22 protein-coding genes and 2 tRNA genes are annotated in these 26587 nt (G+C 73.4%); 21 read left to right on the top strand and 3 right to left on the bottom strand.

Going from position 1 to position 26587, the window contains the following annotated elements; genetic code table 11:
- Positions 1 to 3 precede the first annotated feature (3 nt).
- The 5 genes from OG309_RS18805 to OG309_RS18825 all read left to right on the top strand — a co-directional run bounded on the left by OG309_RS18805 (position 4) and on the right by OG309_RS18825 (position 5383).
- On the top strand, positions 4 to 402 hold the full coding sequence (locus OG309_RS18805) for a MaoC family dehydratase (RefSeq protein ID WP_329428424.1): 399 nt from the start codon (positions 4 to 6) through the stop codon (positions 400 to 402).
- Positions 399 to 1565, top strand: a complete 1167-nt coding sequence (locus tag OG309_RS18810; RefSeq protein ID WP_329422392.1) for a lipid-transfer protein — start codon at positions 399 to 401, stop codon at positions 1563 to 1565. Before OG309_RS18805 ends, OG309_RS18810 begins: the two co-directional genes overlap by 4 nt.
- A gap of 424 nt (positions 1566 to 1989) precedes the next feature.
- Positions 1990 to 2754, top strand: a complete 765-nt coding sequence (locus OG309_RS18815) for a DUF1906 domain-containing protein (protein WP_329422393.1) — start codon at positions 1990 to 1992, stop codon at positions 2752 to 2754.
- Between the two features lie 125 nt (positions 2755 to 2879).
- The gene (locus OG309_RS18820) at positions 2880 to 3461 is read left to right on the top strand and encodes a SigE family RNA polymerase sigma factor (RefSeq protein ID WP_329422395.1); all 582 of its coding nucleotides are present in this window, start codon (positions 2880 to 2882) and stop codon (positions 3459 to 3461) included.
- Between the two features lie 269 nt (positions 3462 to 3730).
- Complete coding sequence (locus OG309_RS18825; protein ID WP_329422396.1) at positions 3731 to 5383, top strand: long-chain fatty acid--CoA ligase; 1653 nt, start codon at positions 3731 to 3733, stop codon at positions 5381 to 5383.
- Between the two features lie 112 nt (positions 5384 to 5495).
- On the opposite strand, the gene OG309_RS18830 is transcribed toward OG309_RS18825, so the two are convergent.
- Both OG309_RS18830 and OG309_RS18835 read right to left on the bottom strand, forming a co-directional pair.
- On the bottom strand, positions 5496 to 9284 hold the full coding sequence (locus OG309_RS18830) for a PAS domain-containing protein (protein ID WP_329422398.1): 3789 nt from the start codon (positions 9282 to 9284) through the stop codon (positions 5496 to 5498).
- Between the two features lie 138 nt (positions 9285 to 9422).
- A complete protein-coding gene (locus OG309_RS18835; protein WP_329422400.1) occupies positions 9423 to 9860 on the bottom strand; it encodes an SSI family serine proteinase inhibitor in 438 nt (145 codons plus the stop codon).
- Positions 9861 to 10284: 424 nt separating this feature from the next.
- Here OG309_RS18835 and OG309_RS18840 point away from each other — a divergent pair.
- The 16 genes from OG309_RS18840 to OG309_RS18915 all read left to right on the top strand — a co-directional run bounded on the left by OG309_RS18840 (position 10285) and on the right by OG309_RS18915 (position 24713).
- Positions 10285 to 10375: transfer RNA gene (locus OG309_RS18840), tRNA-Ser, on the top strand.
- Between the two features lie 287 nt (positions 10376 to 10662).
- A tRNA-Arg gene (locus OG309_RS18845) sits at positions 10663 to 10735 on the top strand.
- Positions 10736 to 10963: 228 nt separating this feature from the next.
- Positions 10964 to 11320 (top strand): hypothetical protein, encoded by a 357-nt coding sequence (locus tag OG309_RS18850; RefSeq protein ID WP_329422401.1) that lies wholly within the window; start codon positions 10964 to 10966, stop codon positions 11318 to 11320.
- Between the two features lie 109 nt (positions 11321 to 11429).
- Positions 11430 to 11861: a hypothetical protein gene (locus OG309_RS18855; protein WP_329422402.1), complete on the top strand. Its 432-nt coding sequence runs from the start codon at positions 11430 to 11432 to the stop codon at positions 11859 to 11861.
- A 62-nt stretch (positions 11862 to 11923) separates the two neighbouring features.
- Positions 11924 to 12184 carry a DUF7683 domain-containing protein gene (locus tag OG309_RS18860; RefSeq protein WP_329422403.1) on the top strand — a complete coding sequence of 87 codons (261 nt, stop codon included), beginning with the start codon at positions 11924 to 11926 and terminating at the stop codon, positions 12182 to 12184.
- A 188-nt stretch (positions 12185 to 12372) separates the two neighbouring features.
- A complete protein-coding gene (locus tag OG309_RS18865) occupies positions 12373 to 12972 on the top strand; it encodes a histone deacetylase (RefSeq protein WP_329422405.1) in 600 nt (199 codons plus the stop codon).
- A 66-nt stretch (positions 12973 to 13038) separates the two neighbouring features.
- Positions 13039 to 13872, top strand: a complete 834-nt coding sequence (locus OG309_RS18870; RefSeq protein WP_329422406.1) for a Bro-N domain-containing protein — start codon at positions 13039 to 13041, stop codon at positions 13870 to 13872.
- Between the two features lie 67 nt (positions 13873 to 13939).
- A complete protein-coding gene (locus OG309_RS18875; RefSeq protein WP_329422407.1) occupies positions 13940 to 14809 on the top strand; it encodes a DUF2797 domain-containing protein in 870 nt (289 codons plus the stop codon).
- Positions 14810 to 14953: 144 nt separating this feature from the next.
- Positions 14954 to 15289 (top strand): antibiotic biosynthesis monooxygenase family protein, encoded by a 336-nt coding sequence (locus OG309_RS18880; protein ID WP_329422408.1) that lies wholly within the window; start codon positions 14954 to 14956, stop codon positions 15287 to 15289.
- Complete coding sequence (locus tag OG309_RS18885) at positions 15276 to 16244, top strand: amidohydrolase family protein (protein WP_443067582.1); 969 nt, start codon at positions 15276 to 15278, stop codon at positions 16242 to 16244. Before OG309_RS18880 ends, OG309_RS18885 begins: the two co-directional genes overlap by 14 nt.
- 170 nt (positions 16245 to 16414) lie before the next feature.
- Positions 16415 to 17152, top strand: coding sequence for a response regulator transcription factor (locus OG309_RS18890; protein ID WP_329422409.1), 738 nt, complete (start codon positions 16415 to 16417; stop codon positions 17150 to 17152).
- A 6-nt stretch (positions 17153 to 17158) separates the two neighbouring features.
- Complete coding sequence (locus OG309_RS18895; RefSeq protein ID WP_443067583.1) at positions 17159 to 18757, top strand: sensor histidine kinase; 1599 nt, start codon at positions 17159 to 17161, stop codon at positions 18755 to 18757.
- 104 nt (positions 18758 to 18861) lie between these two features.
- Complete coding sequence (locus OG309_RS18900) at positions 18862 to 20124, top strand: bifunctional glycosyltransferase family 2/GtrA family protein (RefSeq protein WP_329422411.1); 1263 nt, start codon at positions 18862 to 18864, stop codon at positions 20122 to 20124.
- A complete protein-coding gene (locus tag OG309_RS18905; protein WP_329422413.1) occupies positions 20121 to 22319 on the top strand; it encodes an ArnT family glycosyltransferase in 2199 nt (732 codons plus the stop codon). The genes OG309_RS18900 and OG309_RS18905 overlap by 4 nt, the downstream gene beginning before the upstream one ends.
- Positions 22320 to 22391: 72 nt before the next feature.
- On the top strand, positions 22392 to 23909 hold the full coding sequence (locus OG309_RS18910; RefSeq protein WP_329422414.1) for an MFS transporter: 1518 nt from the start codon (positions 22392 to 22394) through the stop codon (positions 23907 to 23909).
- A 36-nt stretch (positions 23910 to 23945) separates the two neighbouring features.
- Complete coding sequence (locus OG309_RS18915) at positions 23946 to 24713, top strand: TetR/AcrR family transcriptional regulator (protein ID WP_366367712.1); 768 nt, start codon at positions 23946 to 23948, stop codon at positions 24711 to 24713.
- 195 nt (positions 24714 to 24908) lie between these two features.
- On the opposite strand, the gene OG309_RS18920 is transcribed toward OG309_RS18915, so the two are convergent.
- The gene (locus OG309_RS18920) at positions 24909 to 26504 is read right to left on the bottom strand and encodes an MDR family MFS transporter (protein ID WP_329422417.1); all 1596 of its coding nucleotides are present in this window, start codon (positions 26502 to 26504) and stop codon (positions 24909 to 24911) included.
- Positions 26505 to 26587 lie beyond the last annotated feature (83 nt).

Here is a 26587-nt window from a genome sequence, read left to right on the forward strand (position 1 = left end):
GCCGTGCAGGCCGGGGACGAGCTCGCCCCGCTCGTCGTCCCGATCACCCGCACCCTGATCGTCGCCGGGGCCGTCGCCTCCCGCGACTACCAGGACGTGCACCACGACGCCGAACTCGCCCGGGCCAAGGGCTCCCCGGACATCTTCATGAACATCCTCACCACCAACGGCCTGGTGGGCCGGTACGTCACCGACCGGTTCGGCCCCGGGGCCGTGCTCCGCAAGGTCGCCATCCGGCTCGGCGCGCCCAACTACCCGGGAGACACGATGACGCTCACCGGCACGGTCACGGAGGTCGACGGCGACACCGCCCTGGTGCGGGTCGTCGGCGCCAACGGCCTCGGCCACCACGTCACCGGGACGGTGACGGTGCGGCTGCCCGGAGAGGAGCGGGACCGATGAGCGTCCGCGGCCGGGACTCGCTCGGCGGCCGGGCCGCCATCGCCGGGATCGGGGCCACCGAGTTCTCCAAGGACTCGGGGCGAAGCGAGCTCACCCTCGCCGTCGAGGCCGTGCACGCGGCGCTCGACGACGCCGGGCTCACCCCCGCCGACGTCGACGGCATGGTCACCTTCACCATGGACACCAGCCCCGAGATCACCGTCGCCCAGGCGGCCGGCATCGGCGAGCTGTCGTTCTTCTCCCGCGTGCACTACGGGGGCGGCGCCGCCTGCGCCACCGTCCAGCAGGCCGCCCTCGCCGTCGCCACCGGCGTCGCCGAGGTCGTCGTCTGCTACCGGGCGTTCAACGAGCGTTCCGGGCGCCGCTTCGGCTCCGGGGTGCAGCAGCGCGAGCCGTCCGCGGAGGGCGCGGCGCTCGGCTGGCAGCTCCCCTTCGGGCTGCTCACGCCCGCCTCCTGGGTGGCGATGATCGCCCAGCGCTACCTCCACACGTACGGGCTGACGCCGGAGGCCTTCGGCCACGTCGCCGTCACCGACCGCCGCCACGCGGCCCGCAACCCCGCCGCGTACTTCCACGGCAAGCCGATCACGCTGGAAGAGCACGCCGCCTCCCGCTGGATCGCCGAGCCGCTGCGGCTCCTCGACTGCTGCCAGGAGACCGACGGCGGCCAGGCCCTCGTCGTCACCTCCGTCGAGCGCGCCCGCGACCTGCGGCGCCCGCCCGCCGTGATCGTGGCCGCCGCCCAGGGCGCCGGGCGCAACCAGGAGGCGATGACCAGCTTCTACCGGGACGACCTGACCGGGCTCCCGGAGATGGGTGTGGTGGCCCGGCAGCTGTGGCGCACCTCGGGCCTCGCACCCGACGACATCGACGTGGGCATCCTCTACGACCACTTCACCCCCTTCGTGCTGATGCAGCTGGAGGAGTTCGGCTTCTGCGGGCCCGGGGAGGCGGCCGACTTCGTCGCGGCGGACGCGCTGCCGCTGAACACCCACGGGGGGCAGCTCGGGGAGGCGTACCTGCACGGTATGAACGGCATCGCGGAGGCGGTGCGGCAGATGCGCGGCACGTCCGTGAACCAGGTGCCGGGGGCGGCCAGGACTCTGGTCACGGCGGGCACCGGCGTTCCCACGTCCGGGTTGATCCTGGGCACGGACGGCTGAGGACAGGGCCCCAGCGGTGGCCGCGCGGGGCGCGGCGCTCTTCACTCGCGCCATGGACGCCAGGAACGCCAGGAACGCCGTGGACGCCAGGAACGCCATGAACGCATCGGACGACGCCCTTCGTGCAGCGGACGCCCTCCGTGCGGCGGAGGGCGCACCTGCCGCACCCGCCGCACCCGCTGCCCCCGCCGCGCCGGAGACGCCCGTCCCGACCGGGCCCCGCCCGCCCCGCCCGCGGGTCCGCTGCCGAGCCCGCCGTCGGGCCTGCGCCGCGGCGGCCGCCGTCGCGGTGCTGGTGGCGACCGCGCTCCTGGCGGGGGCGGGAGCGGGCCGGGGGACCGACGGCCGGGGGACCGACGACCGAGGAACAGACGGCCGGAGGACCGACGGCCGGGGGACCGACGGCCCAAGGCCTGACGGCAGGGTGCCCGGCGGGCGGGCTGCCGCCCCTGCCGCCGCCCCCGCCGCCGCCCGCTACTTCACCGGCCGCGCCTTCGACACCTGCGACGCCCCGTCCCTCGCCGTGATGCGGGCCTGGCGGGCGTCCCCCTACCGCGCGGTCGGGGTGTACTTCGGCGGCCGCGGGCGGGGCTGCCGTGCGCAGCGGCAGCTCACTCCCGGGTGGGTCGCCTCGGTCCACGGCCTCGGCTGGCGGCTGCTGCCGCTGTTCGTCGGCTCGCAGGCCCCGTGCGTGCTGTCCGAGGCCAAGCGGCGGTACGCGATCGGCCGCACCCCCTGGACCCAGGGCACCCGCGAGGCCGGGGACGCGGTGCGGGCGGCCCGTGCCCTCGGGTTCGACGCGGCGAGCCCGCTCTACCTCGACATGGAGGCGTACCGGATCGGCGACGCCGGCTGCGCCGCGACGACCCTGCGCTTCGTGCGGGCGTGGAGCCGGGAGGTGCGGCGGCACGGCTACCTGCCGGGCTTCTACAGCAGCGCCGAGACGGGGGTCCGGCACCTGGAGCGGGAGCGGCGGGCGGGGACGGCGGACCTGCCGTCGGTGATGTGGTTCGCGCGCTGGCGCGGGGTGCCCACGCTGGAGGCGGAGGCGGTGCTCGCCGCGCCGGCCTGGCAGCCGCACGGCCGGATCCACCAGTACGCGGGGAACGTCTCGGAGACGTACGGCGGCCGGCGGCTGCGGATCGACCGCAGCCTCGTCGACGCCCCGGTCGCCCGGGTCCGACCCTGACCCGGAGGTCCGGGTGCTCCACCTGAAGGAGGTCCGGCAGGCCCCACCCCTACAACCTGAGGGGGAGTGCGGTTCGGGACCTGGGGCCGATCCCCGGCGGGGTCGGGCGCTCATAGCGTGGAGCCATGACTCCGCCGCCTTCTGGCCCCGTCTGTGCCGGCGCCTCGCAGTACGCGACGTACCCGTCGCTCGTGACGCGCCCGTCCGCCGCGACGTACCCGTCGTTCACCTCGTACGTACGGGCTCGCGGCCCCGTCCTCCTCCGCACCGCGCGCTCGCTGACGGCGAACCCGTCGGACGCGGAGGACCTGCTGCAGACGGCGCTGGCCAAGACCTTCGTCGCCTGGGAGCGCATCGAGGACCACCGCGCCCTGGACGGCTACGTCCGCCGCGCGCTGCTGAACACCCGCACGTCCCAGTGGCGCAAGCGCAAGGTCGACGAGTTCGCCTGCGAGGAGCTGCCGGAGCCGGCCGGGCTGCCGGAGCCGGACCCGGCCGAACGCCAGGTGCTGCACGACGCCATGTGGCGCGCGGTGATGAAGCTGCCCGACCGTCAGCGCGCGATGGTCGTCCTCAGGTATTACGAGGACCTGAGCGAGGCGCAGACCGCCGAGGTGCTCGGCGTCTCCGTCGGCACGGTCAAGAGCGCGGTCTCGCGGGCGCTCGGCAAGCTGCGCGAGGACCCGGAGCTCTCCCCCGTACGGTGAGGGCGCCCCAGCCCCGTCCCGCCGGGCCCCGACCCGTTCCGGCAGCCCCCAGCCCGTCCCGCCGGCCCCAGCCCGTCCCGCCGGGCCCCCGTCCTTCCCGACGGCCTCTGACGGCCCCGACAGGCCCCGACAGGCCCCGACCGGGCGTTACCCTCGGTTATGCCAGTGATCACTGGCAAATTCGTACTCCTGGGTAGTGACATACCGCGTGGTACGTGCGCAGAATCGGCACATCCTTACTGCCGCGTAGCGCCCTCGGGAGGACGCCCGTGCTCAGCACCATGCAGGACGTACCGCTGACCGTGACCCGCATCCTGAACCACGGGATGACCATTCACGGGAAGTCCACCATCACCACGTGGACCGGGGAGGGCGAGCCGCAGCGCCGCACCTTCGCCGAGACCGGTGCCCGGGTCGCCCAGCTGGCCCACGCCCTGCGCGACGAACTCGGCGTCACCGACGACGAGCGGGTCGCGACCCTCATGTGGAACAACGCCGAGCACGTCGAGGCGTACTTCGCGATCCCCGCCATGGGCGCGATCGTCCACACCCTCAACCTGCGCCTCCCGGCCGAGCAGCTGGCCTGGATCGTCAACCACGCCGCCGACCGCGTCGTCCTCGTCAACGGCTCGCTCCTCCCGCTCCTCGCCCCGCTGCTGCCGCACCTGCCGACCATCGAGCACGTCGTCGTGACCGGCCCCGGCGACCGCGCCCTCCTCGACGGCACGGCCCCCCGGGTGCACGAGTACGAGGAGCTGATCGCCGGCCGCCCCACCACGTACGCCTGGCCCGAGCTGGACGAGCGCGCCGCCGCCGCCATGTGCTACACCTCCGGCACCACCGGCGACCCCAAGGGCGTCGTCTACTCGCACCGTTCGATCTACCTGCACTCCATGCAGGTGAACATGTCCGAGTCGATGGGCCTGACCGACCAGGACACCACCCTCGTCGTGGTGCCGCAGTTCCACGTGCTGGCCTGGGGCCTGCCGCACGCCACCTTCATGACCGGCATCAACATGCTCATGCCGGATCGTTTCCTCCAGCCGGCCCCGCTCGCCGACATGATCGAGGCCGAGAAGCCGACCCACGCCGCCGCCGTCCCCACCATCTGGCAGGGCCTGCTCGCCGAGGTCACCGCCCGCCCCCGCGACCTGACCTCCATGGCCCAGGTCACCATCGGCGGCGCCGCCTGTCCGCCCTCCCTCATGGAGGCGTACGACAAGCTGGGCGTCCGCCTCTGCCACGCCTGGGGCATGACGGAGACCTCCCCGCTCGGCACCATGGCCCACCCGCCGGCCGGTCTCACCCCCGAGGAGGAGTGGCCCTACCGCGTCACGCAGGGCCGCTTCCCCGCCGGCGTCGAGGCCCGGCTGGTCGGCCCCGGCGGCGAGTTCCTGCCCTGGGACGGCGAGTCGGCCGGTGAGCTGGAGGTCCGCGGCAACTGGATCGCCGGCGCCTACTACGGCGGCGCCGCGGGCGGCGAGCTGCGCCCCGAGGACAAGTTCAGCGCGGACGGCTGGCTCAAGACCGGCGACGTCGGCGTCATCAGCTCCGACGGCTTCCTCACCCTCACCGACCGCGCGAAGGACGTCATCAAGTCGGGCGGCGAGTGGATCTCCTCCGTCGAGCTGGAGAACGCCCTGATGGCCCACCCGGCCGTCGCCGAGGCCGCCGTCGTCGCCGTACCGGACGAGAAGTGGGGCGAGCGCCCGCTCGCGACCGTCGTGCTCAAGGAGGGCGCGAGCGCGGACTACGACGAGCTGAGGGCCTTCCTCGCCACCGAGGGCGGCATCGCCAAGTGGCAGCTCCCGGAGCGCTGGGCGATCGTGCCGACCGTCCCGAAGACGAGCGTCGGGAAGTTCGACAAGAAGGTGATCCGCAAGCAGTACGCGGAGGGCGACCTGGACGTCACCCAGCTGTAGCCCCCGCGACGCCGGCACCGACCGGCACCGACTGCCACCCACCGGCACCGACCGGCACCCACCGGCACCGACTGCCACCCACCGGCCCGTACGTGCGTACCGCGCGTACGGGCTAGTTGGTGCCGATCTTCGCGAGCAGGTCGACGATCCGGGCCTGCACCTCGTCGCTGGTCGAGCGCTCGGCGAGGAACAGCACCGTCTCGCCCGAGGAGAGCGTGGGCAGTTCGGCCTCGTCGAGCCCGGCGGAGGTGTAGACGACGAGCGGGGTGCGGTTCAACTGCCCGTTCGCGCGCAGCCAGTCGATGATCCCGGCCCGGCGGCGGCGCACCTGCATCAGGTCCATCACCACCAGGTTCGGGCGCATCTGCGCGGCCAGCGTGACCGCTTCGGTGTCGGTCGCCGCCCGCGCCACCTGCATCCCGCGCCGCTCCAGCGTCGCCGCGAGCGCCTGCGCGATGTCGTCGTGCTCCTCGATGAGCAGGACGCGGGACGGGTGCTGCTCACTGTCCCGCGGGGCCAGCGCCTTGAGCAGGACGGCGGGATCGGCGCCGTACGCCGCTTCCCGGGTGGCCTGCCCGAGCCCGGCCGCGAGCAGGACGGGCACCTCGGCGGCGACGGCCGCCTGGCGCAGCGACTGCAGCGCGGTCCGGGTGATGGGCCCGGTCAGCGGGTCGACGAAGAGCGCGGCCGGGAAGGCGGCGATCTGCGCGTCGACCTCCTCGCGGGAGTGCACGATCACCGGCCGGTAGCCGCGGTCGCTCAGCGCCTGCTGGGTGGAGACGTCCGGCGCGGGCCAGACCAGCAGCCTGCGGGGGTTGTCCAGCGGCTCCGGGGGCAGCTCGTCGTCGACGGGCTGGGGCAGCGGCTGGTTCGACACCTCGACCGCACCGCCGGGCCCGTCCAGCGGCTCCGGCCCCTCGGCCGAGCCCTCGGCGGGCGCCCCTATGGCGTACGCGCGCCCCTCGGGGGCCGCGGCGGGCGCCGGGATCGGGGCGGGCTTGGGGGCGGGCGGCACGGGCGGCATGGTGGGCACGGGCGGCATGGCCGGTAGGGGCTGGGCCGCGGGCAGCGGGTGCGGCCTGGCGGCCGCCTCCGGAGCCGGGGCGGAGCCCGGACGGCTCTCCTCGGCGGGGTTGCCCAGCTTGCGGCGCCGACCGGAGGGATTGGGCTGGCCGTTGGGCTGTGCTGCGGCGGGGCTCGCCGGGGCCGGGGTCGGGGTTTGCGCCGGGGCCGGGGCCGGGGTCGGGGCCTGGGCCGGGTGGGCGAAGGGGACGCCCTGCCCGAGGGTGCGGACGCTGAACGCCCGCCCCTGGGTCGAGTCCGTGCCGGGCACGGAGCCGGGTACGGAGCCGGGCACGGAGCGGGCCGCCGGAACCTCCGGCGGCAGCGGCACGGACCCCGTGCCCGTCCCGCTGGTGGTCTCCTGCGGCCCACGGCGCCGCCCGGGCAGCGGATGCGGCTGCGGCGGGGTGTGATCGTCCTCGGGAAGCGCCCGTACGGCCTCGTGGCGCTCCGCGTGCTCCGGCCCCCGCACCTGCTCCAGGGCGGGGACGGGCGCGGGCTCCAGGAGGGCCTCCGAGTCGCGGTCGGCCTCGGCCGGCGGCAGCGCGAACGGCGTGCGCGGCCCCGCCTCCGCCGCCGCGGCCCGCTCCTGCGCTGCCGCGAGCGCCCGGCGCCTGCGCCCGGTCGGCTGGGCGGGCGACTCCTCGGACGCGACGGCGGGCAGGGCGAGCGCGGGGGCGAGCGCGTTGTGCGGCGGCACATCGACCGGCACGCCCTGCGGGGGAACGGTGTCACCGAGCGCCGGACGGGCCTGTGCGCCCTCGGCGGCGGTCACGACGGCACCCTCGGCGGGTCGCCCACGGCGCCGCCCGGTCCCGGTCGGTTCGACGGGCCCGGCGTTCTGAGCCGGGATCAGCTCACCCTGCGCGCCCGCGGGGACCCCCGCGGCGGGCGTGTCGCCCGTACGGCCCCGGCGGCGGCCGGTCGGTTCGGGAGCGGCGCCGTCCTCGGGAGCGAGCGGGCTCTCCAGGAAGGCGTCGGTGGAAGCACGCCGGGCCCGGCGGCGACCGCCGCCGTTGGTGCCGTCCTGGGAGGCGACGGGCTCGGCGGGGACGGCGGACGGACCCTCCGGCACGACGGCCGGAGCGGCGTCCCCGGCTCCCCCGACGGCGCCGGCGTCCCCGGCCTCCCCGCCCCCGGCGGCCTGCGCGGGTACGGGAGGCAACGCGGGCAGCTCCCGGCCGCCCCCTGCCCCTGCCTCGGCTCCTGCCGCCGTACCCAGCTCACGCGCGGGACCCAGCTCGGGCCGGCCCCCGGCGTCCGGGGCGGCGGGCGGCGCGGCGACGGTCCCGCGCCCCGCGCCGAGGGGAACCTCGACGACGTAGGCGCTGCCGGTCGTCCCCGGCACCTCGTGCGTCTGCACGACACCGCCGTGGGCGTCGACGATCCCGCGCACGATCGGCTGGTGGACGGGGTCGCCGCCCGCGTACGGCCCGCGGACCTCGATGCGGACGACGTCGCCGCGCTGTGCGGCCGCGACGACGATCGTGGAGTCGGCGTAGCCGCTCGGCTGGGCGGCCTTGTTCTTGCCGGTGGCGTCGACCCCGGCGACGTCGGCGACGAGGTGGGCCAGCGCCGTGACGAGCCGTGCGGCGTCGACCTCGGCCTCGATCGGCGGCGCGTGGACGGCGAACTGGGCGCGGCCGGGCCCGATCAGCTCGACGGCGTGGTCGATGCCGGCCGTGACGATCTTGTCGAGGAGGACGACGTCCTTGTCGAGGGCCTCGGCGCCGGCGTCGAGCCGCTGGTAGCCGAGGACGTTGTCGACGAGGGTGGTCATCCGGGTGTATCCGGCGGCCAGATGGTGCAGGACCTGGTTCGCCTCGGGCCACAGCTGCCCGGCGTCGTCGGCGGCGAGGGTGCCGAGCTGGGTGCGCAGCTCCTCCAGGGGCCCGCGCAGGGAGTCGGCGAGCACGGCGGTGAGCTGCTCGTGCCGGGCGGAGAGCTCGGCGTACCGCTCGCGCTGCTGCTCCAGCTCGGCCAGGTGCCGTTCGGCACGGTCGGCGGCCTCGCCGGCGTGCTGCTCGACGAGCTGCTCGTACGGCCTGCGGTCGGTGAAGGTCATGACGGCGCCGACGAGCTGGTCCCCGTCCCGTACCGGCGCGGTGGTCAGGTCGACCGGCACGCGGTCGCCGTTCTTCGACCAGAGCACCTGGCCGCGGACGCGGTGCTTGCGGCCGGACTTGAGGGTGTCGGCGAGCGGCGACTCGGCGTACGGGAAGGGCTCGCCGTCCGGGCGGGAGTGCAGCACCAGGGTGTGCAGCTCCTTGCCGCCGAGGTCGGTGGCGCGGAAGCCGAGGATCTGCGCGGCGGCCGGGTTGACCAGGACGACGCGCCCGTCGGTGTCGGTGCCGACGACGCCCTCGGCCGCGGCGCGCAGGATCATCTCGGTCTGGCGCTGGGAGCGGGCGAGTTCGGCCTCGGTGTCGAGGGTGCCGGTGAGGTCGCGGACGACCAGCATGAGCAGCTCGTCACCGGTGTAGCTGCTGTACGAGTCGTAGGCCTCGCGCCCGTCCTCCAGGCTGGCGCTGGTCACCTCGACCGGGAACTCGCCGCCGTCGGTGCGGCGGGCGATCATCCGGGTCGGCGTGGTGCGCCCCCGCTCGTCGGCGGCCTCGGGGAGGCGCATCGAACCGGGGATGAGGCGGGAGTCGAACTCCGGCAGGAGATCCAGCAGCCCGCGCCCGACGAGCGCGGTGCCGGGCGTCTCGAACATGCCGAGGGCGATCGTGTTGGCGTTGACGACCGTGCCGTTGCAATTGACGAGCACGAGGCCGTCCGGGAGGGCGTCGAGTATGGCTGCGAGGCGAGCAGCGCCTCGGGATGGCCTGCTGCTCACGACGACGGTTCCTCCCTGACCCACTGCACTTGCCTATCGCCTGTGCCTATCGCCTGTCGGCCGGGCCCATCTTGCCCCTCGGGTCGCGGCCTGTCACGGAGGGAGTCTAAGGGAGGCGCTCACTCCGCTCCCCGGGGCTCACCCCTGGACGCGGGGAAGAACGGGCCTCAGGTCGTCCCAGCGCCCGATCTCGCACCCGTTCGCGCGGGAGAAACGAGCGTCGATCGACCGCCCCTGCCAGTCGCCGGTGACGTGCGCGGTGGCGGGCCCGCCGTACTGCTGGGTGCACATCTGGTCCTTGGGCACGGGAGCGAACGGATTCACTCCGGCGGCGGCGAACTCCGCCAGCTTCTTGCAGGCGTTCCCGGCCGCGGGATGCGTCCCCCCGGGCGTCCCCTCGCACTCCAGCCGGAACGTCCCGTCGGCCTCGGTGCTCCCGGCGTCCGCGACGACGATCGTGAGGGAGTCGGGCACGGAGAACAGCGGCAACGGAGGCAACGCCCCGAGCCCGCCGCCCGAGGCGGCGGCGGTGACGGCGAGCGGGGCGAGGGTGGCGAGGACGAGGCGGCGCAGCATGCGAACTCCAGGAAGCGGCGGACGAAGAAGCGGGGGACCGAAGAACGGAGGACGGATGAACGGGGAACCGATGAACGGAGGGCGGGCAAGAACCCGGATGCCGAAGGGACCGGAGGAGCCGAGGGGACCAGAGGAGCCGAAGGGACCAGAGGAGCCGGGGAAGCAGGGGAAGCAGGGGAAGCGGGGGAAGCGGGGGAAGGCAGGGAGAAACAGGGGAAACAGGGAGAGCGCCAGCGGACGCCCCCTCCTCTAACGCTCAGCCCCCCGCTCCGTTGCGCAACCGGGATGCGCCGGGTGGGGGGCGCGAGGGCGCGAGGGCTTTGCCCTGGGCCCCCGGGGCCTAGTACGGTGATAAGCGATTGGTGGCGCGGTGCTCGTCTGTGTCATCATCTGCACGCACCACTCGCGTACGCGCGGGGTGCGAGGAGGCGTCGCCTAGTCCGGTCTATGGCGCCGCACTGCTAATGCGGTTTGGGTCTTAAAGCCCATCGAGGGTTCAAATCCCTCCGCCTCCGCCCACCGAAGCCCCGGCCCCCAAGGCCGGGGCTTCGCTCGTTCCCGGCCCTCACGCCGGAACCCGCGCCCCCGCGCCACGGCACTGTGACCCCGGTCTCTTTCCCGCCATTCCAGCCCCACCAGGCCCGCCGCCGGCTCCGGCCCCGTTCCGCCCTCGTCCGACGTTTTCGCAGGTCACAAGGGGTGTGGTCTATGGATTTCACATGACGGCGGCAGTCATGTAATGTTCTTCCTGTCGCCGCGAGCGGGTCGAAAGACCGGGGAGCGAAGACGAAAAACAAAACAAGCACTCGTAGCTTAACGGATAGAGCATCTGACTACGGATCAGAAGGTTGCAGGTTCGAATCCTGCCGAGTGCACATGGACAAGAGGCCCGGACGAGAGTCCGGGCCTCTTGCTTTGCGTTGTGGTGTGCGGCCCGGCCCCGTTGACAGTGGTACTTGAACGCGTTCAGGATGATGTTCGCCGCCTTCTTGAGGCGTCGCCCCTGGGCATGTGCGAGACACGAGAGGCAGGGTCGTATGGCTGTCGGCCGGGATCTTCTGCGGATGCGACGTGTATGCGTCGGCGCTGTGTTGGGGTGCGCGGTGACGTTCCTGGCGACCTCCTGCTCCGTGTACCCGGTCGAGGTCGAGACCGCTGATCAGTTGGTGGGCGTCTGGTCGGACTTCGCCGGGAGGACCGTCGAGTTCAAGGGCGACGGCACGTTCACGGCCAAGGGCCTGGACGAGGCGGAGGTCGCCGCCGATTGTTCCGGGATCGCCGACCCGCAGCAGGGGAGCCTGGCCCTCGGCGGAACCTACGCCGACGTCACCTTCGACGGCGTCGACTGCGAGGGCATGAAGCTCGCCTTCTACGGCTCCCCGAGCTCCTTCGTCGCCTGCTTCACCCGGGACGTCACGGTCGGGGCGTGCACGGACGAACTCAGCCGGAAGAGGGACTGACCTGTCGTCCCGCGCTTCAGAGGCGTGCGGCTCTCGGCCGGTGCCGGTGTTGCTCCCGGCTCTGTAGGGTGCGGCCACAGGTTCGGGCTGGACGGCTGCGGGGGGCGCTGTGAGTGAGGTGAAGGTCGACGGGCGGCGGGCTGCCGTGCGGCCGTGGCACGTGTTCGCGTTCGGGTCGGTGCTGGCGGTGGGCGCGCTCGTCGAGCGGGTGCAGGGATTCCGGGCCGGGCGGCAGTACGTGCTGTGTCACGCGTCCGCGACACTGGACCACCTCACCCTCCTGGCCCTCGGGCTGGTGGCAGGGGCCCTTCTGGTGGGCATCGTCGGTGCGGCGGCGGAGACCGTACGGGGCAAGGCATCCCGTCCCGCGTTCCTCGTCGCCTGCATGGTGGCCGCCCTGGCCTTCGTGGTGGCGGCCGACAGGGTGGACGCCGGCGCGGAGGAGCGGGCCGTGAGGATGGCGGGCGAGCCCTTCACGGAGGGCGCCTGCGACTACGCGCCGCAGGTCTACTCGGCCACGCCCGGCTGGTTCTCCTGGTGAGCGGCTGAAGAGCGGCGGGCTTTCGGGCGCAACGCGCGGCCGCCAGCCCTTACGATCCGTGGATGTCTACCGAAGCACCCGCGGCCGTCTGGGTCCTGGAGGGGTACCGCAAGGCCGATGAGTTCCTGCGGGCCGAGTTCCCCGTCAGTCGTGAGCAGATGCTCCGGCTCCGCGAGGTGATCGAGCCGGATCCCGACGACCCCTGGATGGTCCTCTGGTACGACGTGCCCGTCGAGGCGTGGCCGGAAGTGGAGGCGGTGCTGGGGTGCGGGCCCGCCGACCCCGAACTCGACTACCAGCTCGGCGGCTACGCGACCGAGTGAGGCCCCTGCCTGGCCCGCCAGGTGCGGGTACGGGGGCGGGCGCGGAGGCGGGTACGGGTGGGGGCGTGTTCGGACACGTGCGGCTTGGGCGTCCGTCCGGGCCTCGTGTGCCGGCGGGGCCGGTAGCGTCGGGTGGTGTGACGGCCGAGCGGGGATCTTGGGTCTGGTACGTCGCTTACGGGGCGAACATGGACCTGGAGCGGCTCCAGCGGTATCTGGACGCCGGGCGGGATCCGGCCGCGCCGGTCGCCTCGCGCGGTGTCGTGATGCCGGGGGTCGTCTACTTCGCCACCGAGTCCCCCGTCTGGGGCGGCGGGCGGGCGTTCTACGATCCGGCCGCCGACGGGAGGGTGTACGCGCGGGCACACCTGATCGGACTCGGGCAGTTCGCCGACCTCGCCGCTCAGGAGATGTACCGCTTGCCCGGTGCCGAGACCGAGACCGAGGCCGAGACCGACATCGGCCTCGACCTCGACGAGGTCGTACGGCGCGGGCGGGTCCGGCTCGGGCCCGGGCGGTACGAGACCGTCGTGCGGGTCGGGGAGGTCGGGCGCGTTCCCATGGTCACCTTCACCGCGCCCTGGCGCGTGGGCGAGGTCGAGCTGCGGCGTCCCTCCGGCCCCTACCTGCGGCATTTCGTGCGGGGGCTGCGTGCCGTGGGGGGACGGTCGGATCTCCGGATCGCCCGGTATCTGGCCGCCTGCCCCGGCGCCGCGGGGGAGTGGGCGGTCCATGACCTGCTCGCTCTGATGGGGGCGGAACCTCCTGATTCCCACACGTTTGGGTGAACCGGACTGATTTCCATGTCAGTTGAATATGCCCTCGGCCTAGCTTGCAGGTGGAGGTGATGTCCGATGAACGCCAACGTCAACACCGACGCCATTGACATCGACGACTTCGTTTTTGCCGCCACCGGGGTCCGGCTGCGCAGGCTCACCCTGGCCGACGGCACACACTGGTTCCCCGCCGCGGACGTGGCCGGAGCCCTCGGCCACACCGACGTGCGCAAAGCCCTCCGCGCCCACGTCGGCCAGGCCATGCAGGCCACCCTCGGCGAACGGATGGTCAGCCTCGACGGGCTCGTCCAGCTCGTCGCCGCCTCCACCGGGGCCCGCGTCGCCCCCTTCACCGCCTGGATCGCCGAGATGGTCACCGCCGTCCAGCGCCACGGCGCCTACGGACTCGAACCCTCCTCCCTGCAAGGCCGGTTCGTGCCCCCGCAGCCCGTCCTCGACGAAGTCGTCCGGCTGGAGGCCGACGAGCTCGACGACCGGAGCCTCACCCGGCTCGCCGAGGCCGGCGACCTGCTCGCCGTGCCCGTCCAGCGCGTCGGCCCCGACCCGTACGCCGGTCCCGCGCTCACCCCGCAGGACCTGCTCGCCTCCTGGCGCGAGCGGAACGTCGAGCTCAGCGACGACGTCCACGCCGTCGCCGCCTGCCTCGCCCCCGAGCTCGTCCGCGGCGGCGTCCGCTACCGCCTGGAGGAGGTCGCCCGCCGCACCGGACTCCCCTCCGACCGGGTCCGCGACTGCGTCCGCATGCTCGTCGAGCGGGGGTGCATGCGGCATGCGGAGGGCGGGGACGGCGGGGACGGTGGAGACGGTGGGGCTGGAGGGGGCGGTGGTGGTTCTGACGGCTCCGACGGCTCCGATGGTTCCGATGGGGGGTTGCTCTATCTGTTGCCCTGACCGGTGGGCGTCGGCACCCGTCGCCCGTCCCCTGACCGCTGTCAGTGTCCTGCGTCAGACTTGATCCATGGTGTGGCGGAGTGCCGGAGTGTCCTGGCGGGGTGGTGCGCCCGCGCTGCGGTGGGACGGGGGGCGGGTCAGTCCGCTCGCGTACGGGCGGGTCATCGGCTTCCGCGCGGTCGGGGAGCGGCGGTGCACCGGGGCCCGGGGGAACGTCTGCCCCCTGGGGGCCGTCGTGAGCGGGCGGAGTACCGGTGGGCGGTGCCCCGAGTGCGCGCGGCTCGACCGGGCGCACTCCGTCGCCGCCGACACCCTCCTCGACGACCCCCGGCCGTACCGCGTCTACCTCGCCTGGTTCGGGCCCGGCATGGTCAAGGTCGGGATCACCAGGGAGGAGCGCGGGGACGCGCGGCTGCTGGAGCAGGGTGCGGTCGCGTTCAGCTGGCTCGGGCGGGGGCCGCTGATGGCCGCGCGGCGGACCGAGGAAGTGCTGCGGCACGCGCTCGCCGTGCCCGACCGCATCCCGTACGCGCGCAAGCGGGCCGTCCGCACCGTCCTGCCGCCCGCCGCCGAGCGGGCCCGCGAGGTCGAGGAGCTGTACGCGCGCGCGGTCGGCGTCGGCGCCTGGTCGGAGACGCTGGAGCGGCTGGAGTGCGAGGTCCACGACCACGTGGGGGCGTTCCGCCTCGACGGGCTGGCGCCGCTCGACGCGAGCGTCGTCGAGCTCGTGCCCGCCGGGGTGGTCGCCGGGCGGCTGCTCGCCGCCGCCGGGCCCGATCTGCACCTCCTCGACGGGGACGGGCGGCACCTCGCCCTCGACACCCGGCTGTTGACCGGGTGGGGGATCGAGAGCGCGCCGGGCGGATCGCCCGTCAGCGTGCCTCTCGGGGCCGTCCCCCGAGAGGGTTCGGGGGACGGGCAGGAACAGCTCTTCTGAGGGCCGGCTGCCCAGGCTTCCGGTGCTGTTCCGGGCTTCCGGGGCTGTTCCGGGGTGCCTGAGGGACAGCGTGATCGTAAAGTCTTGGATCCCTTCCGGCGACGGCCATGGACACGTCCACCCGGCCCGGACCAGGGTGATCACATGACTCCTCGCCCTGTCGGCGGTTTCGAACCGCCTTACTACACCGCTGTCTTCACCTCCGTCCGGCCCGACGCCCCCGAGGGCTACGCCGAGACCGCCGCCGCCCTGCAGGCCCTGGTCCAGGACATGCCGGGCTACCTCGGCTACGAGTCCGCCCGGACGCCCGGCGGGATCGGCATCACCGTCGCCTACTTCCGCGACCTGGAGGGACTCGCCGCCTGGCAGCACCACCCCGAGCACATGGAGGCGAAGCAGCGCGGGCGGGAGGAGTGGTACGACAGCTACCGGGTCCACATCGGCAAGGTGGAGAGGACGTACGGCTTTGACCGCGACTGACGGCCCCGGCGGTAACGCCGCCCCCCGCGGTAGCGCCGCCCCCCACGACGACGCCGCCCCCCGCGGCGACGAGGGCGGCGAGGTCCGGGCGTGGGCGGCACGGCTCGGGCTGCCGGGGCTCGTCGACGTCCACACCCACTTCATGCCGCGCAACGTCCTCGACAAGGTGTGGGCCTACTTCGACTCCGCCGGGCCCCTCACCGGCGTGGAGTGGCCCATCACCTACCGCGAGGAGGAGGACCGCCGGGTCGCGCTGCTGCGCGAGTTCGGGGTGCGCGCCTTCACCTCGATGCTCTACCCGCACAAGGCCGGCATGGCCGCCTGGCTCAACGACTGGGCGGAGGCCTTCGCCCGGCGCACCCCCGACTGCCTGCACACCGCCACCTTCTTCCCCGAGCCCGGCGCCCCCGCCTACCTGAGCCACGCGCTCGGCCGCGGCGCCCGGGTCCTCAAGGTGCACGTCCAGGTCGGCGGCTTCGATCCGAACGACGCGCTGCTCGACGAGGTGTGGAGCCTGGTCGAGGACGCCGGGACGCCCGTCGTCGTGCACTGCGGCTCCGGGCCCGCGCCCGGCGCGTTCACCGGGCCCGGGCCGGTCGGGAGGCTGCTCGCCCGCCACCCGCGGCTGCGGCTGATCGTCGCCCACATGGGCATGCCCGAGTACGGGGACTTCCTCGACCTCGCCGAGCGGTACGAGGGCGTCCACCTCGACACCACCATGGCCTTCACCGACTTCAGCGAACGCCTCGCGCCCTTCCCCGGGGCGGAGCTCAAGCGGCTCCAGGACCTCGGCGACCGGATCCTCCTCGGCACCGACTTCCCGAACATCCCCTACCCGTACGTCCACCAGCTCCACGCCCTCGAACGCCTCGGGCTCGGCGACGACTGGCTGCGGGCGGTCTGCCACGACAACGCGGCCCGGCTCTTCGGACTGCCGCAGCCGCCGGCTCCCTAGCCCCAAGCCGCGCTCAGAGCCCACCCAGAGCCCACCCAGAGCCCGCCCAGAGCCCGCTCAGAGCCCGCTCAGAGCCCGCTCAGACCGCCCCAGACCGCGTTCCGGGCATTCTCAGGAGATTCACAGGGAAGGGAAAGAACGGTCTCAGCAGCGGCGGACACCGTGGTGCCATGACTGCGACCACTCCCCGCTCGCGTACCGATCTGCTCCGGCTCGACGGCACCGCCGTCCGCGTCCTCGTCGTCGACGACGAGGCCTCGCTCGCCGAGCTGCTCTCGATGGCCCTGCGCTACGAGGGCTGGCAGGTGCACAGCGCGGGCGACGGGGCCGGGGCGCTGCGCACCGCGCGGGAGTTCCGGCCCGACGTGGTCGTGCTCGACATGATGCTGCCCGACATGGACGGGCTCGCCGTCCTCGGGCGGCTGCGGCGCGAGCTGCCCGAGGTGCCGGTGCTGTTCCTCACCGCGAAGGACACGGTCGAGGACCGGATCGCCGGGCTCACCGCGGGCGGCGACGACTACGTCACCAAGCCGTTCAGCCTGGAGGAGGTCGTCGCCCGGCTGCGCGGGCTGATCCGCCGCTCCGGGGCCGCGCAGGCGCGCAGCGAGTCGCTGCTCACCGTCGGCGATCTCACCCTCGACGAGGACAGCCACGAGGTCACCAGGGGCGGCGACTCGATCCACCTCACCGCGACCGAGTTCGAGCTGCTGCGCTACCTCATGCGCAACCCGCGCCGGGTGCTCAGCAAGGCGCAGATCCTGGACCGCGTCTGGTCGTACGACTTCGGCGGCCAGGCCAACGTCGTCGAGCTCTACATCTCGTACCTGCGGCGCAAGCTGGACGCCGGACGCAGCCCGATGATCCACACCCGGCGGGGGGCCGGTTACCTCATCAAGCCGGCGGAGTAGCCCGGCATGCGCATCCGCTCCCGGACGCCGCGGGCACCCCATGCATCCCGGGCACCCCATGCATCCCGGGCACCCCATGCATCCCGGACGCCCTGGGCACCCCGTGCGCCCCGGACGCCCCGTGCGCCCCGGGCACCCTGGTCGCTGCGGACCCGGCTGGTCGTCTCCGCCGTCGCGCTGATCGCCGTCGTGTGCGCGGTCATCGGCACGGTGACGACGATCGCGTTCCGGTCGTACCTGTACGACCAGGCGGACACCCGCCTCCAGGAGGTCGCCAACCGGGCGGCCGGCCCGCCGCACTCCGCCCCCGGGCCCACGCCGGGCGACGGCTTCGAGGTGCCCCTCGGCTTCGTCATCGGGCCCGGCGCGCCGCTCGGGACGGTCGGTGCGCGGGTCGTGGAAGGCGAGCTGACCTCGGCGAGCGTCTCCGTGCCGCCCGAGGACGGGACGTACGGGCAGCGGTACCGGATGGACGAGCTGAGCACCGCCCAGTCCGCCGCCCTCTCCGCCGTCCCCCGCGACGGCGGCCCGCACACCGTGGCGCTGCCCGGCGGCCTCGGCGACTACCGGGTGCAGTACGCCACCGGCAAGAACGGCGACTACCTCATCGGCATCCCGCTGTCCGAGGTCCAGGACGCCCTCTCCACCCTCGTCGTCGTCGAGCTGAGCGTCACCGGCGCCGGGCTCGTCGCCGCCTCGCTCGCCGGGACCGTGCTCGTACGGATCGCCCTGCGGCCGCTGCGCCGGGTCGCCGCGACCGCCGCCCAGGTCTCCCGGCTGCCCCTGCACAGCGGCGAGGTGGCGCTCGACCACCGGGTGCCGGAGGCGCAGGCCGACCCCCGGACCGAGGTCGGGCAGGTCGGCGCGGCCATCAACCGGATGCTCGACCACGTCCACTCGGCGCTCGACGCGCGCCAGCAGAGCGAGACCCGGGTACGCCAGTTCGTCGCCGACGCCAGCCACGAGCTGCGCACCCCGCTGGCCTCGATCCGCGGCTACGCGGAGCTGACCCGGCGCGGGCACGAGGAGTGCGGGCCCGACACCCGGCACGCGCTCGGGCGCATCGAGTCCGAGGCGACCCGGATGACGGGCCTGGTCGAGGACCTGCTGCTGCTCGCCCGGCTCGACACCGGACGCCCGCTCTCGTACGAGAGCACCGATCTCGCCCGGCTGGTCGTGGACGCCGTCTCCGACGCCCGCGCCGCCGGACCCGGGCACCACTGGCGCCTCGAACTCCCCGACGGGGGCGCGGCGGTGAAGATCCCGGCCGACGGCGCCCGGCTCCACCAGGTCCTCGTCAACCTCCTCGCCAACGCCCGTACGCACACCCCGCCCGGCACCACCGTCACCGGGCGCCTGCGGACCGGCCCCACCCACGTCGTCGTCGAGGTCGAGGACGACGGGCCGGGCATCGCGCCGGAGTTGGTGCCGTCCGTCTTCGAACGGTTCGCCCGCGGGGACGCCTCCCGCTCCCGGCACGCCGGCAGCACCGGGCTCGGCCTCGCCATCGTCCGGGCGGTCACCCTCGCCCACGGCGGCGAGGTGGGCGTCGACAGCGCACCGGGCCGCACCCTGTTCACGATCAGGCTGCCGAAGCAGCTCTGAGTCGGGGGGAGGCCCCGCCTCCCCCCGGGCCCTCGCCCCCGACTCACAGCCACAGCACAGGCTCAGCACACCGCCGTGACAGCGGCCCTGGCGAGGGTCGGGACATGCAGATGTCACCGACCGCCGAAACCCTTCCCGCCCGGGAGCACCTCCCCGTCGGCGCGGCCGGCCGGCCCGTCCTCGACGTGGTGATCCCCGTGTTCAACGAGGAGAAGGACCTGGAGCCCTGCGTCCTGCGGCTCCACGAACACCTTTCCCGCACCTTCCCGTACGACTTCCGCGTCACCGTCGCCGACAACGCCTCCACCGACTCCACCCCGGACGTGGCGCGTGCGCTGGCCGCCCGGCTGTCCGGCGTACGTTCCGTACGGCTGGAGCAGAAGGGGCGCGGGCGGGCGCTGCGGACCGTGTGGTCGGCGTCCGAGGCGCCGGTCCTCGCGTACATGGACGTGGACCTGTCCACCGACCTCAACGCGCTGCTGCCGCTCGTCGCGCCGCTCATCTCCGGCCACTCCGACCTCGCGATCGGCTCGCGGCTCGCGCGCTCCTCGCGCGTGGTGCGCGGCCCGAAGCGGGAGTTCATCTCCCGCGCCTACAACCTGATCCTGCGCGGCTCGCTCGCCGCCCGCTTCTCCGACGCGCAGTGCGGCTTCAAGGCGATCCGGCGCGAGGTCGCCGAGCGCCTGCTGCCGATGGTCGAGGACACCGGCTGGTTCTTCGACACGGAGATGCTGGTGCTCGCCGAGCGGGCCGGGCTGCGCATCCACGAGGTGCCGGTCGACTGGGTCGACGACCCCGACTCGACCGTGCACATCGTGCGGACCGCCACCGACGACCTGCGGGGCGTGTGGCGGGTGGGGCGGGCGCTCGCGACCGGTTCGCTGCCGCTGGACCGGCTGGCCCGGCCCTTCGGCGACGACCCGCGCGACCGCGACCTGTCCGGCGTGCCGGGTGGCCTGGCCCGCCAACTGGTCGGCTTCTGCGTGGTCGGGGCCCTGTCGACCCTCTTCTACGTGGCCCTCTACTCCCTCTTCCGCCTCGGTGTCGGGCCCCAACTCGCCAACGCCGGCGCCCTCCTCGTCTCCGCCGTCGCCAACACGGCCGCCAACCGGCGGCTCACCTTCGGCGTACGGGGCCGGGAACGGGCCGCCCGCCACCAGGCGCAGGGGCTCGTCGTCTTCGGCATCGGCCTCGCCCTGACCAGTGGCTCCCTCGCCGCGCTCGGCGCCGCGACGGGCGATCCGGCGCACTCGACCGAACTCGCCGTGCTGATCGTCGCCAACCTCGCCGCGACCGTCGTCCGCTTCCTCCTCTTCCGGCTCTGGGTCTTCCCGGAGCGCGCCACCGTCACAAGGACCTCTCGATGAACTCCCTGACCCGACCCGGCCGTCTGTGGCGCGGGCGGCCCGATGACGCCCCCTGGGTGCGGCCCGCCTTCCTCGGACTGCTCCTCGTCACCGCGGCGCTCTACCTGTGGAACCTGAGCGCCGGTGGCTACGCCAACTCCTTCTACTCCGCCGCCGTGCAGGCCGGCAGCGAGAGCTGGAAGGCCTTCTTCTTCGGCTCGCTCGACGCGGCCAACGCCATCACCGTCGACAAGCCGCCGGCCGCGCTGTGGCCGATGGCCCTGTCGGTCCGCCTCTTCGGCCTCGGCTCCTGGCAGATCCTGCTGCCCGAGGTGCTGATGGGGGTCGCCACCGTCGGCGTCCTGTACGCGTCGGTCCGGCGCCGTTTCGGCGCGGGCGCGGGCCTCGTCGCGGGCGTGGTCCTCGCGCTCACCCCGGTCGCCGCGCTGATGTTCCGCTTCAACAACCCGGACGCGCTGCTGGCGCTGCTGATGACCGTCGCCGTCTACTGCGTGCTGCGCGCGCTGGAGCTCGACAAGGGCGCGGCGCGGTGGCTGGTGTGGGCGGGGGTGGCCCTCGGCTTCGCGTTTCTCACCAAGACCCTGCAGGCCTTCCTGATCCTGCCGGTCCTCGCGCTCGTGTACGTGGTGTGCGCGCCGGGCGGGATCGGGCGCCGGTTCGGGCGGCTCGGCCTCGGCGGGCTCGCGATGCTGGTGTCGGCGGGCTGGTGGGTGGCGCTGGTCGAACTGTGGCCGGCGTCCTCCCGCCCGTACGTCGGCGGCTCGCAGAACAACAGCTTCCTGGAGCTGACCTTCGGCTACAACGGCCTGGGCCGGCTCAACGGCGACGAGGTCGGCAGCGTGGGCGGCGGCGGTGCGCGCGGCGGTGGCACGGGCATGGAGCTCCCGGCCGGGCTGGAGCTGCCGGGGCGCGGCGGCCGGGGCGGTGGCGGCGGCTGGGGCGAGACCGGCCTCGGGCGCATGTTCAACGAGCAGGTCGGCGGCCAGATCTCCTGGCTGCTGCCGGCGGCGCTGCTGCTGCTCGTCGCCGGTCTCGTGGTGACCTGGCGGGCCTCCCGCACGGACACGGCGCGTGCGGCGTTCCTGGTGTGGGGCGGTTCGCTGCTGCTGACGACGGGTGTCTTCAGCTTCATGGCCGGCATCTTCCACGAGTACTACACGGTGGCCGTGGCCCCGTACCTCGCCGCCCTGATCGGCATGGGCGCCGCCGTGCTGTGGGAGGAGCGGACGCGGTTCCTCGCCTCGGCGGCCCTCGCCGCCTCGGTCGCGGTGACGGCGGTGTGGGCGTGGGTGCTGCTCGGCCGGAACCCGGACTGGCTGCCGTGGCTGCGCTGGGCGGTGCTCGTCGCGGGCTGCGCGGCGGCGCTCGGGCTGCTCGTCGCGGCCCGGCTGGGCAGGGCGGCCCGCCGGATCGGCCTGACGGCGGCGGGCCTCGGCCTCGCGGCCGCTCTCGCGGGCCCCTTCGCGTACACGCTGGCCACGCTGGCCGACGGGCACCAGGGCTCGATCGTCACGGCGGGCCCGGCGGGCGGGATGCGCGGCGGTCCGGGGATCACGCGGATGATCTTCGGGGAGGGGCCGGGCGGCCCGGGCATGGGGCAATTCCCGGGCGGCGGCCAGGACGGGCAGGACGGCCAAGGCGGGCAGGGCGGCCGGGGCGGCCAGGACGGCCGGGGCGGCCAGGGCGGCCGGGGCGGTCAAGGCGCCGGCCGGGGCGGTCAGGGCGCCGGCCAGTTCCCCGGGGGCGCAGGTCAGCCTCCCGCCGCCGGTCAGGCCCCCGCGGCACCCGGCGAGAGCGTCCGTCGCGGCACCCCCGGCGGCCTTCTCGACGGGGCGAAGGTCGGCGCCGCCGCCCGTGCCAAGCTGCTCGCCGACGCCGACGCGTACACCTGGGCCGCCGCCGCCGTCGGCGCGCAGAACGCGGCCAGCTACCAGCTCGCGACGGAGAAGCCGGTGATGGCGATCGGCGGCTTCAACGGCAGCGACCCGTCGCCGACGCTCGCGCAGTTCAAGCGGTACGTGGCCGAGGGGAGGATCCACTACTTCGTCGGGTCCGTCGGCGGCATGGTCGGCGGCCCCGGCGGTGGCGGCAGCAGCGAGATCAGCTCGTGGGTGGAGTCCACCTTCGAGAAGACGACCGTGGACGGCACCCCCTTCTACGACCTGACCAGCGCGAAGCAGGCCGCCCGGAAATAATCCCTATACAGCGTACGAGAGCTCCTATACGGTGTACGAGAACCTGCCTCGTACACCGTATAAGGAGTTGCCATGACGGCGCCGAACGGGACCGGGGGCGGCCACCCACAGCGTTGGCTGATCCTCGGCGTCATCTGTCTCGCCCAGCTCACCGTGCTGCTCGACAACACCGTGCTCAGCGTCGCCATCCCTTCGCTGACCTCCGAGCTGCACGCCACCACCAGCGACATCCAGTGGATGATCAACGCCTATTCGCTGGTCCAGTCCGGCCTCCTGCTCACCGCGGGCAACGCCGCCGACCGCTACGGCCGCAAGAAGCTCCTCGCCGCCGGCCTCGCTCTCTTCGGCCTCGGCTCGCTCGCGGCGGGCCTCGCCGACTCCACCGCGCAGTTGATCGCCGCCCGCGCGGGCATGGGCGTCGGCGGCGCGCTCCTGATGACCACGACCCTCGCCGTCGTCATGCAGATCTTCGACGACTCGGAGCGGGTCAAGGCCATCGCGCTCTGGTCCACCGTCGCCTCGCTCGGCTTCGCCGGCGGGCCGCTGATCGGCGGCGTGATCCTGAACCACTTCTGGTGGGGAATGATCTTCCTGATCAACATCCCGGTGGCCGTCGTCGCCCTGGTCGCCGTCGTCAAGCTGGTCCCCGAGTCCAAGAACCCCCAGGGCGAGCGCCCCGACCTGCTCGGCGCACTGCTCTCCACCATCGGCATGACCGCGGTCGTGTACGCCATCATCAGCGGCCCCGAGCACGGCTGGATCTCCGGCGAGGTGCTGGTCCCGGCAGCGATCGGCCTGCTCGGCCTGGGCGCCTTCGCGCTGTGGGAGCTGCACACCCCGTACCCGATGCTCGACATGCACTTCTTCCGCAACCAGAAGTTCGTCGGCGCCGTCGGCGGCTCGATCCTGGTCGTCTTCGGCATGGGCGGCTCGCTCTTCCTGCTCACCCAGCACCTGCAGTTCGTCCTCGGTTACGAACCCCTCGAGGCGGGCCTGCGGATGGCGCCGCTCGCCCTGACGATCGTCGGACTCAACCTGACCGGCATCGGCCCGAAGGTCGTCATGAAGCTGGGCACCCCGCCCACCGTCGCCCTCGGCATGACCCTGGTCGCCGCCGGTCTCACCTCGATCTCGCTGCTCGGCGGCGGCACGGACGGCAGCTACTGGGGCATGCTGCTCGGCCTGGTCCTGATGGGCGCCGGCATCGCCGTCTCCTCCCCGGCGATGGCCAACGCGCTCATGAGCGCCATCCCGCCGGAGAAGGCGGGCGTGGGCGCCGGGATCAACGGCACGCTCGCCGAGTTCGGCAACGGCCTCGGCGTCGCCGTCCTCGGTGCCGTCCTCAACGCCCGCTTCGCCGCCCTCGTCGCCGTCACCGCCACCTCCCTCCCGGCCGCCCTGGCCGCGGCGGGCAGCGACGCCCAGCGACAGCAGATCTCCGACGCCTTCGCCTCCGGCCTGCAGACCAGCCAGCTGGTCGGCGCGGTCGCCGTCTTCGCCGGCGGACTGCTCGCCGCGGCCCTGCTCCAGCGGGCCGAACGGGCGGAGCGGCGCGAGCAGGGCGCGGAGAACCTCGAAGTGGCTGCATAGCATGGGCACGGAAAGGTGATCGGACGGAGGAACGCGATGGTCAAGGCGGCGGACAGGGCCAAGAACCCTGCGCGTTCCAGCGTCTGGCTGGAGAACCGGGCCACCCGCAGCGGCGGCGGCCCGGCCGGGCTCGACCGGGAGCGGATCGTGAGCACCGCGATCCGGATGCTCGACGAGGACGGCCTCGCCAAGCTGTCGATGCGCAGGCTGGCGACCGAGCTGAACGTCACCGCGATGTCCCTGTACTGGTACGTGGACACCAAGGACGACATCATCGAGTTCGCGCTCGACGCCGTCCACGAGGCGATCGACCTGGCGGCCGTCGAGGCGGCGGGGAGCTGGCAGGAACGGCTCCGGCTGATGGCGAACGACTACCGCCGGATGCTGGTCGCCCACCCGTGGGTCTCGTCGATCTCGGGGACCTACCTCAACGTCGGGCCGCAGGCCGTCGCCGTCGCGAAGGGCATCTACTACCTGATCGAGTCGACCGGGCTGCCGCTGGACGGGCAGCCGGGAGCCACCTCGGCCGTCTTCCAGTTCGTGTACGGATTCGGCACGGTCGAGGGGCACTTCGAGCGGCGGGCCGTCGAGACGGGCATGTCGCAGGACGAGTACTACCGGGAGGCGATCGAGGCCTTCGTGGACGAACCGCGGTTCGCCGACGACCTGAAGATCATGCGGCCCGTCATCGACGAGCGGGCCAACCGCCCGATGGACGCGCTGTGGGACCGCGACTTCGACTACGCCCTGGACGTGCTGATCGCGGGCATCGAGGTCATGGTCGCCCGCGGGCAGGAGAAGTAAGCGGGAACAGCGGGCACGCGCCCACCCCGAACAGCAGGAACAGCAGGAACAGCTGGAACAGAGGGCACGCCCGCACCCCGAACAGCGGGAACAGCGGGAACAAGCGGAAATGACGGAGCGGCGGGCCGTCCCCTGCCCGCCGCTCCGTACCGAACCCCGCCGCGCCTCCGCTCGAAGCGCGGCCGGGAGCTTTTCCTACTGGGCGTCCGCCGTGGCGTCCTCCGCCTTGACGGTGTTGCTCTTCAGCGCGACCTCCTTGATGAACAGGGTCACGATGAAGGCCAGCAGCGCGAAGGGCGCCGAGTAGAGGAAGACGTCGCCGACGCCGTGGCCGTACGCGCTCTCCATGACCGTACGGATCGGGGCGGGCAGCTTGTCCATGTCGGGGATGCCGCCACCGCCGCCCTGGCCCATGGCCGCCGCGGCCTTCGGGCCGAGCTCGGCCAGACCGTCCTTGACGTAGTCGGTGACCCGGTGGGCCATGACCGCGCCGAGCGCCGAGACACCGATCGCACCGCCCAGGGAGCGGAAGAAGGTGACGACGGAGGAGGCGGCGCCGAGGTCGGAGGGGGCGACCTGGTTCTGCGTGCAGAGGACCAGGTTCTGCATCATCATGCCGAGGCCGAGGCCGAGGACCGCCATGAAGAGGGCGATGTGCCAGTACTCCGTGTCGTAGCGGATCGTGCCGAGCAGACCGAGTCCGCCCGCGGCGAGGGCGCCGCCGGCGACCAGCCAGGCCTTCCAGCGGCCGGTCTTGGTGATGATCATGCCGGAGACCGTCGACGAGACGAACAGACCGCTGATCATCGGGATGGTGAGGACGCCGGACATCGTCGGCGACTCGTTGCGGGCCAGCTGGAAGTACTGGCTGAAGAAGACCGTGCCGGCGAACATCGCGACACCCACGAAGAGCGAGGCCAGCGAGGCCAGCGTGATCGTGCGGTTGCGGAAGAGGCGCAGCGGGATGATCGGCTCGGAGGCCTTGGACTCCACGAGGAGGAACACCGCGCCGAGGAGGACCGAACCGCCGACCATGGCGGCCGTCTGCCAGGACATCCAGTCGTACTTGTCGCCCGCGAAGGTGACCCAGACCAGGAGCAGGGAGACGGCGGCGCTGATGAAGAAGGCACCCGCCCAGTCGACCTTGACCTGACGCTTCACGACGGGCAGCTTCAGGGTCTTCTGCAGCACGAACAGCGCGATCAGCGCGAAGGGCACGCCGACGTAGAAGCACCAGCGCCAGCCGAGCCAGTCCGTGTCGGTGATGACGCCGCCGAGCAGCGGGCCGCCGACGGTGGCGACGGCGAAGGTCGCGCCGAGGTAGCCGCTGTACCGGCCGCGCTCACGCGGGGCGATCATGGCGGCCAGGATGATCTGGGAGAGGGCGGTCAGACCGCCGACGCCGATGCCCTGGACCACGCGGCAGGCGATCAGCATGCCGGTGTTCTGCGAGAGGCCGGCGACGATCGAGCCCGTGACGTAGATGACCAGGGCTATCTGGACGAGCAGCTTCTTGGAGAAGAGGTCCGCCAGCTTGCCCCAGAGCGGGGTGGTCGCCGTCATCGACAGGAGCGCGGCGGTGACCACCCAGGTGTAGGCGGACTGGCCGCCGCCGAGGTCGGTGATGATCTGGGGGAGGGCGTTCGAGACGATCGTCGAGGACAGGATGGCGACGAACATGCCGAGCAGCAGCCCGGAGAGCGCCTCCATGATCTGCCGGTGCGTCATCGGGGCACCGGAGTTGTCGGTCCGGCCTTCCCGTACACCCGTGGCAGGTGCGGTGGTAGCCATGAGGTTCCTTTACGTGTACGTGGGCGTACGTGAAGTCCGCTGCGGTCGGATGTCGGGGCCGGACGGTGGGTCGGTCGGTCGGC

The sequence above is a fragment of the Streptomyces sp. NBC_01268 genome (genome assembly GCF_036240795.1).
In the GTDB taxonomy this organism is placed as follows: Bacteria; Actinomycetota; Actinomycetes; order Streptomycetales; family Streptomycetaceae; genus Streptomyces.

Coding starts and splice junctions, on each gene's coding strand:
- OG309_RS18810 (WP_329422392.1), top strand. CDS start 399: ATGAGCGTCCGCGGCCGGGACTCGCTCGGCGGCCGGGCCGCCATCGCC.
- OG309_RS18820 (WP_329422395.1), top strand. CDS start 2,880: ATGACTCCGCCGCCTTCTGGCCCCGTCTGTGCCGGCGCCTCGCAGTAC.
- OG309_RS18835 (WP_329422400.1), bottom strand. CDS start 9,860: ATGCTGCGCCGCCTCGTCCTCGCCACCCTCGCCCCGCTCGCCGTCACC.
- OG309_RS18860 (WP_329422403.1), top strand. CDS start 11,924: ATGTCTACCGAAGCACCCGCGGCCGTCTGGGTCCTGGAGGGGTACCGC.
- OG309_RS18865 (WP_329422405.1), top strand. CDS start 12,373: ATGGACCTGGAGCGGCTCCAGCGGTATCTGGACGCCGGGCGGGATCCG.
- OG309_RS18870 (WP_329422406.1), top strand. CDS start 13,039: ATGAACGCCAACGTCAACACCGACGCCATTGACATCGACGACTTCGTT.
- OG309_RS18875 (WP_329422407.1), top strand. CDS start 13,940: ATGGTGTGGCGGAGTGCCGGAGTGTCCTGGCGGGGTGGTGCGCCCGCG.
- OG309_RS18880 (WP_329422408.1), top strand. CDS start 14,954: ATGACTCCTCGCCCTGTCGGCGGTTTCGAACCGCCTTACTACACCGCT.
- OG309_RS18890 (WP_329422409.1), top strand. CDS start 16,415: ATGACTGCGACCACTCCCCGCTCGCGTACCGATCTGCTCCGGCTCGAC.
- OG309_RS18895 (WP_443067583.1), top strand. CDS start 17,159: ATGCGCATCCGCTCCCGGACGCCGCGGGCACCCCATGCATCCCGGGCA.
- OG309_RS18900 (WP_329422411.1), top strand. CDS start 18,862: ATGCAGATGTCACCGACCGCCGAAACCCTTCCCGCCCGGGAGCACCTC.
- OG309_RS18905 (WP_329422413.1), top strand. CDS start 20,121: ATGAACTCCCTGACCCGACCCGGCCGTCTGTGGCGCGGGCGGCCCGAT.
- OG309_RS18910 (WP_329422414.1), top strand. CDS start 22,392: ATGACGGCGCCGAACGGGACCGGGGGCGGCCACCCACAGCGTTGGCTG.
- OG309_RS18915 (WP_366367712.1), top strand. CDS start 23,946: ATGGTCAAGGCGGCGGACAGGGCCAAGAACCCTGCGCGTTCCAGCGTC.
- OG309_RS18920 (WP_329422417.1), bottom strand. CDS start 26,504: ATGGCTACCACCGCACCTGCCACGGGTGTACGGGAAGGCCGGACCGAC.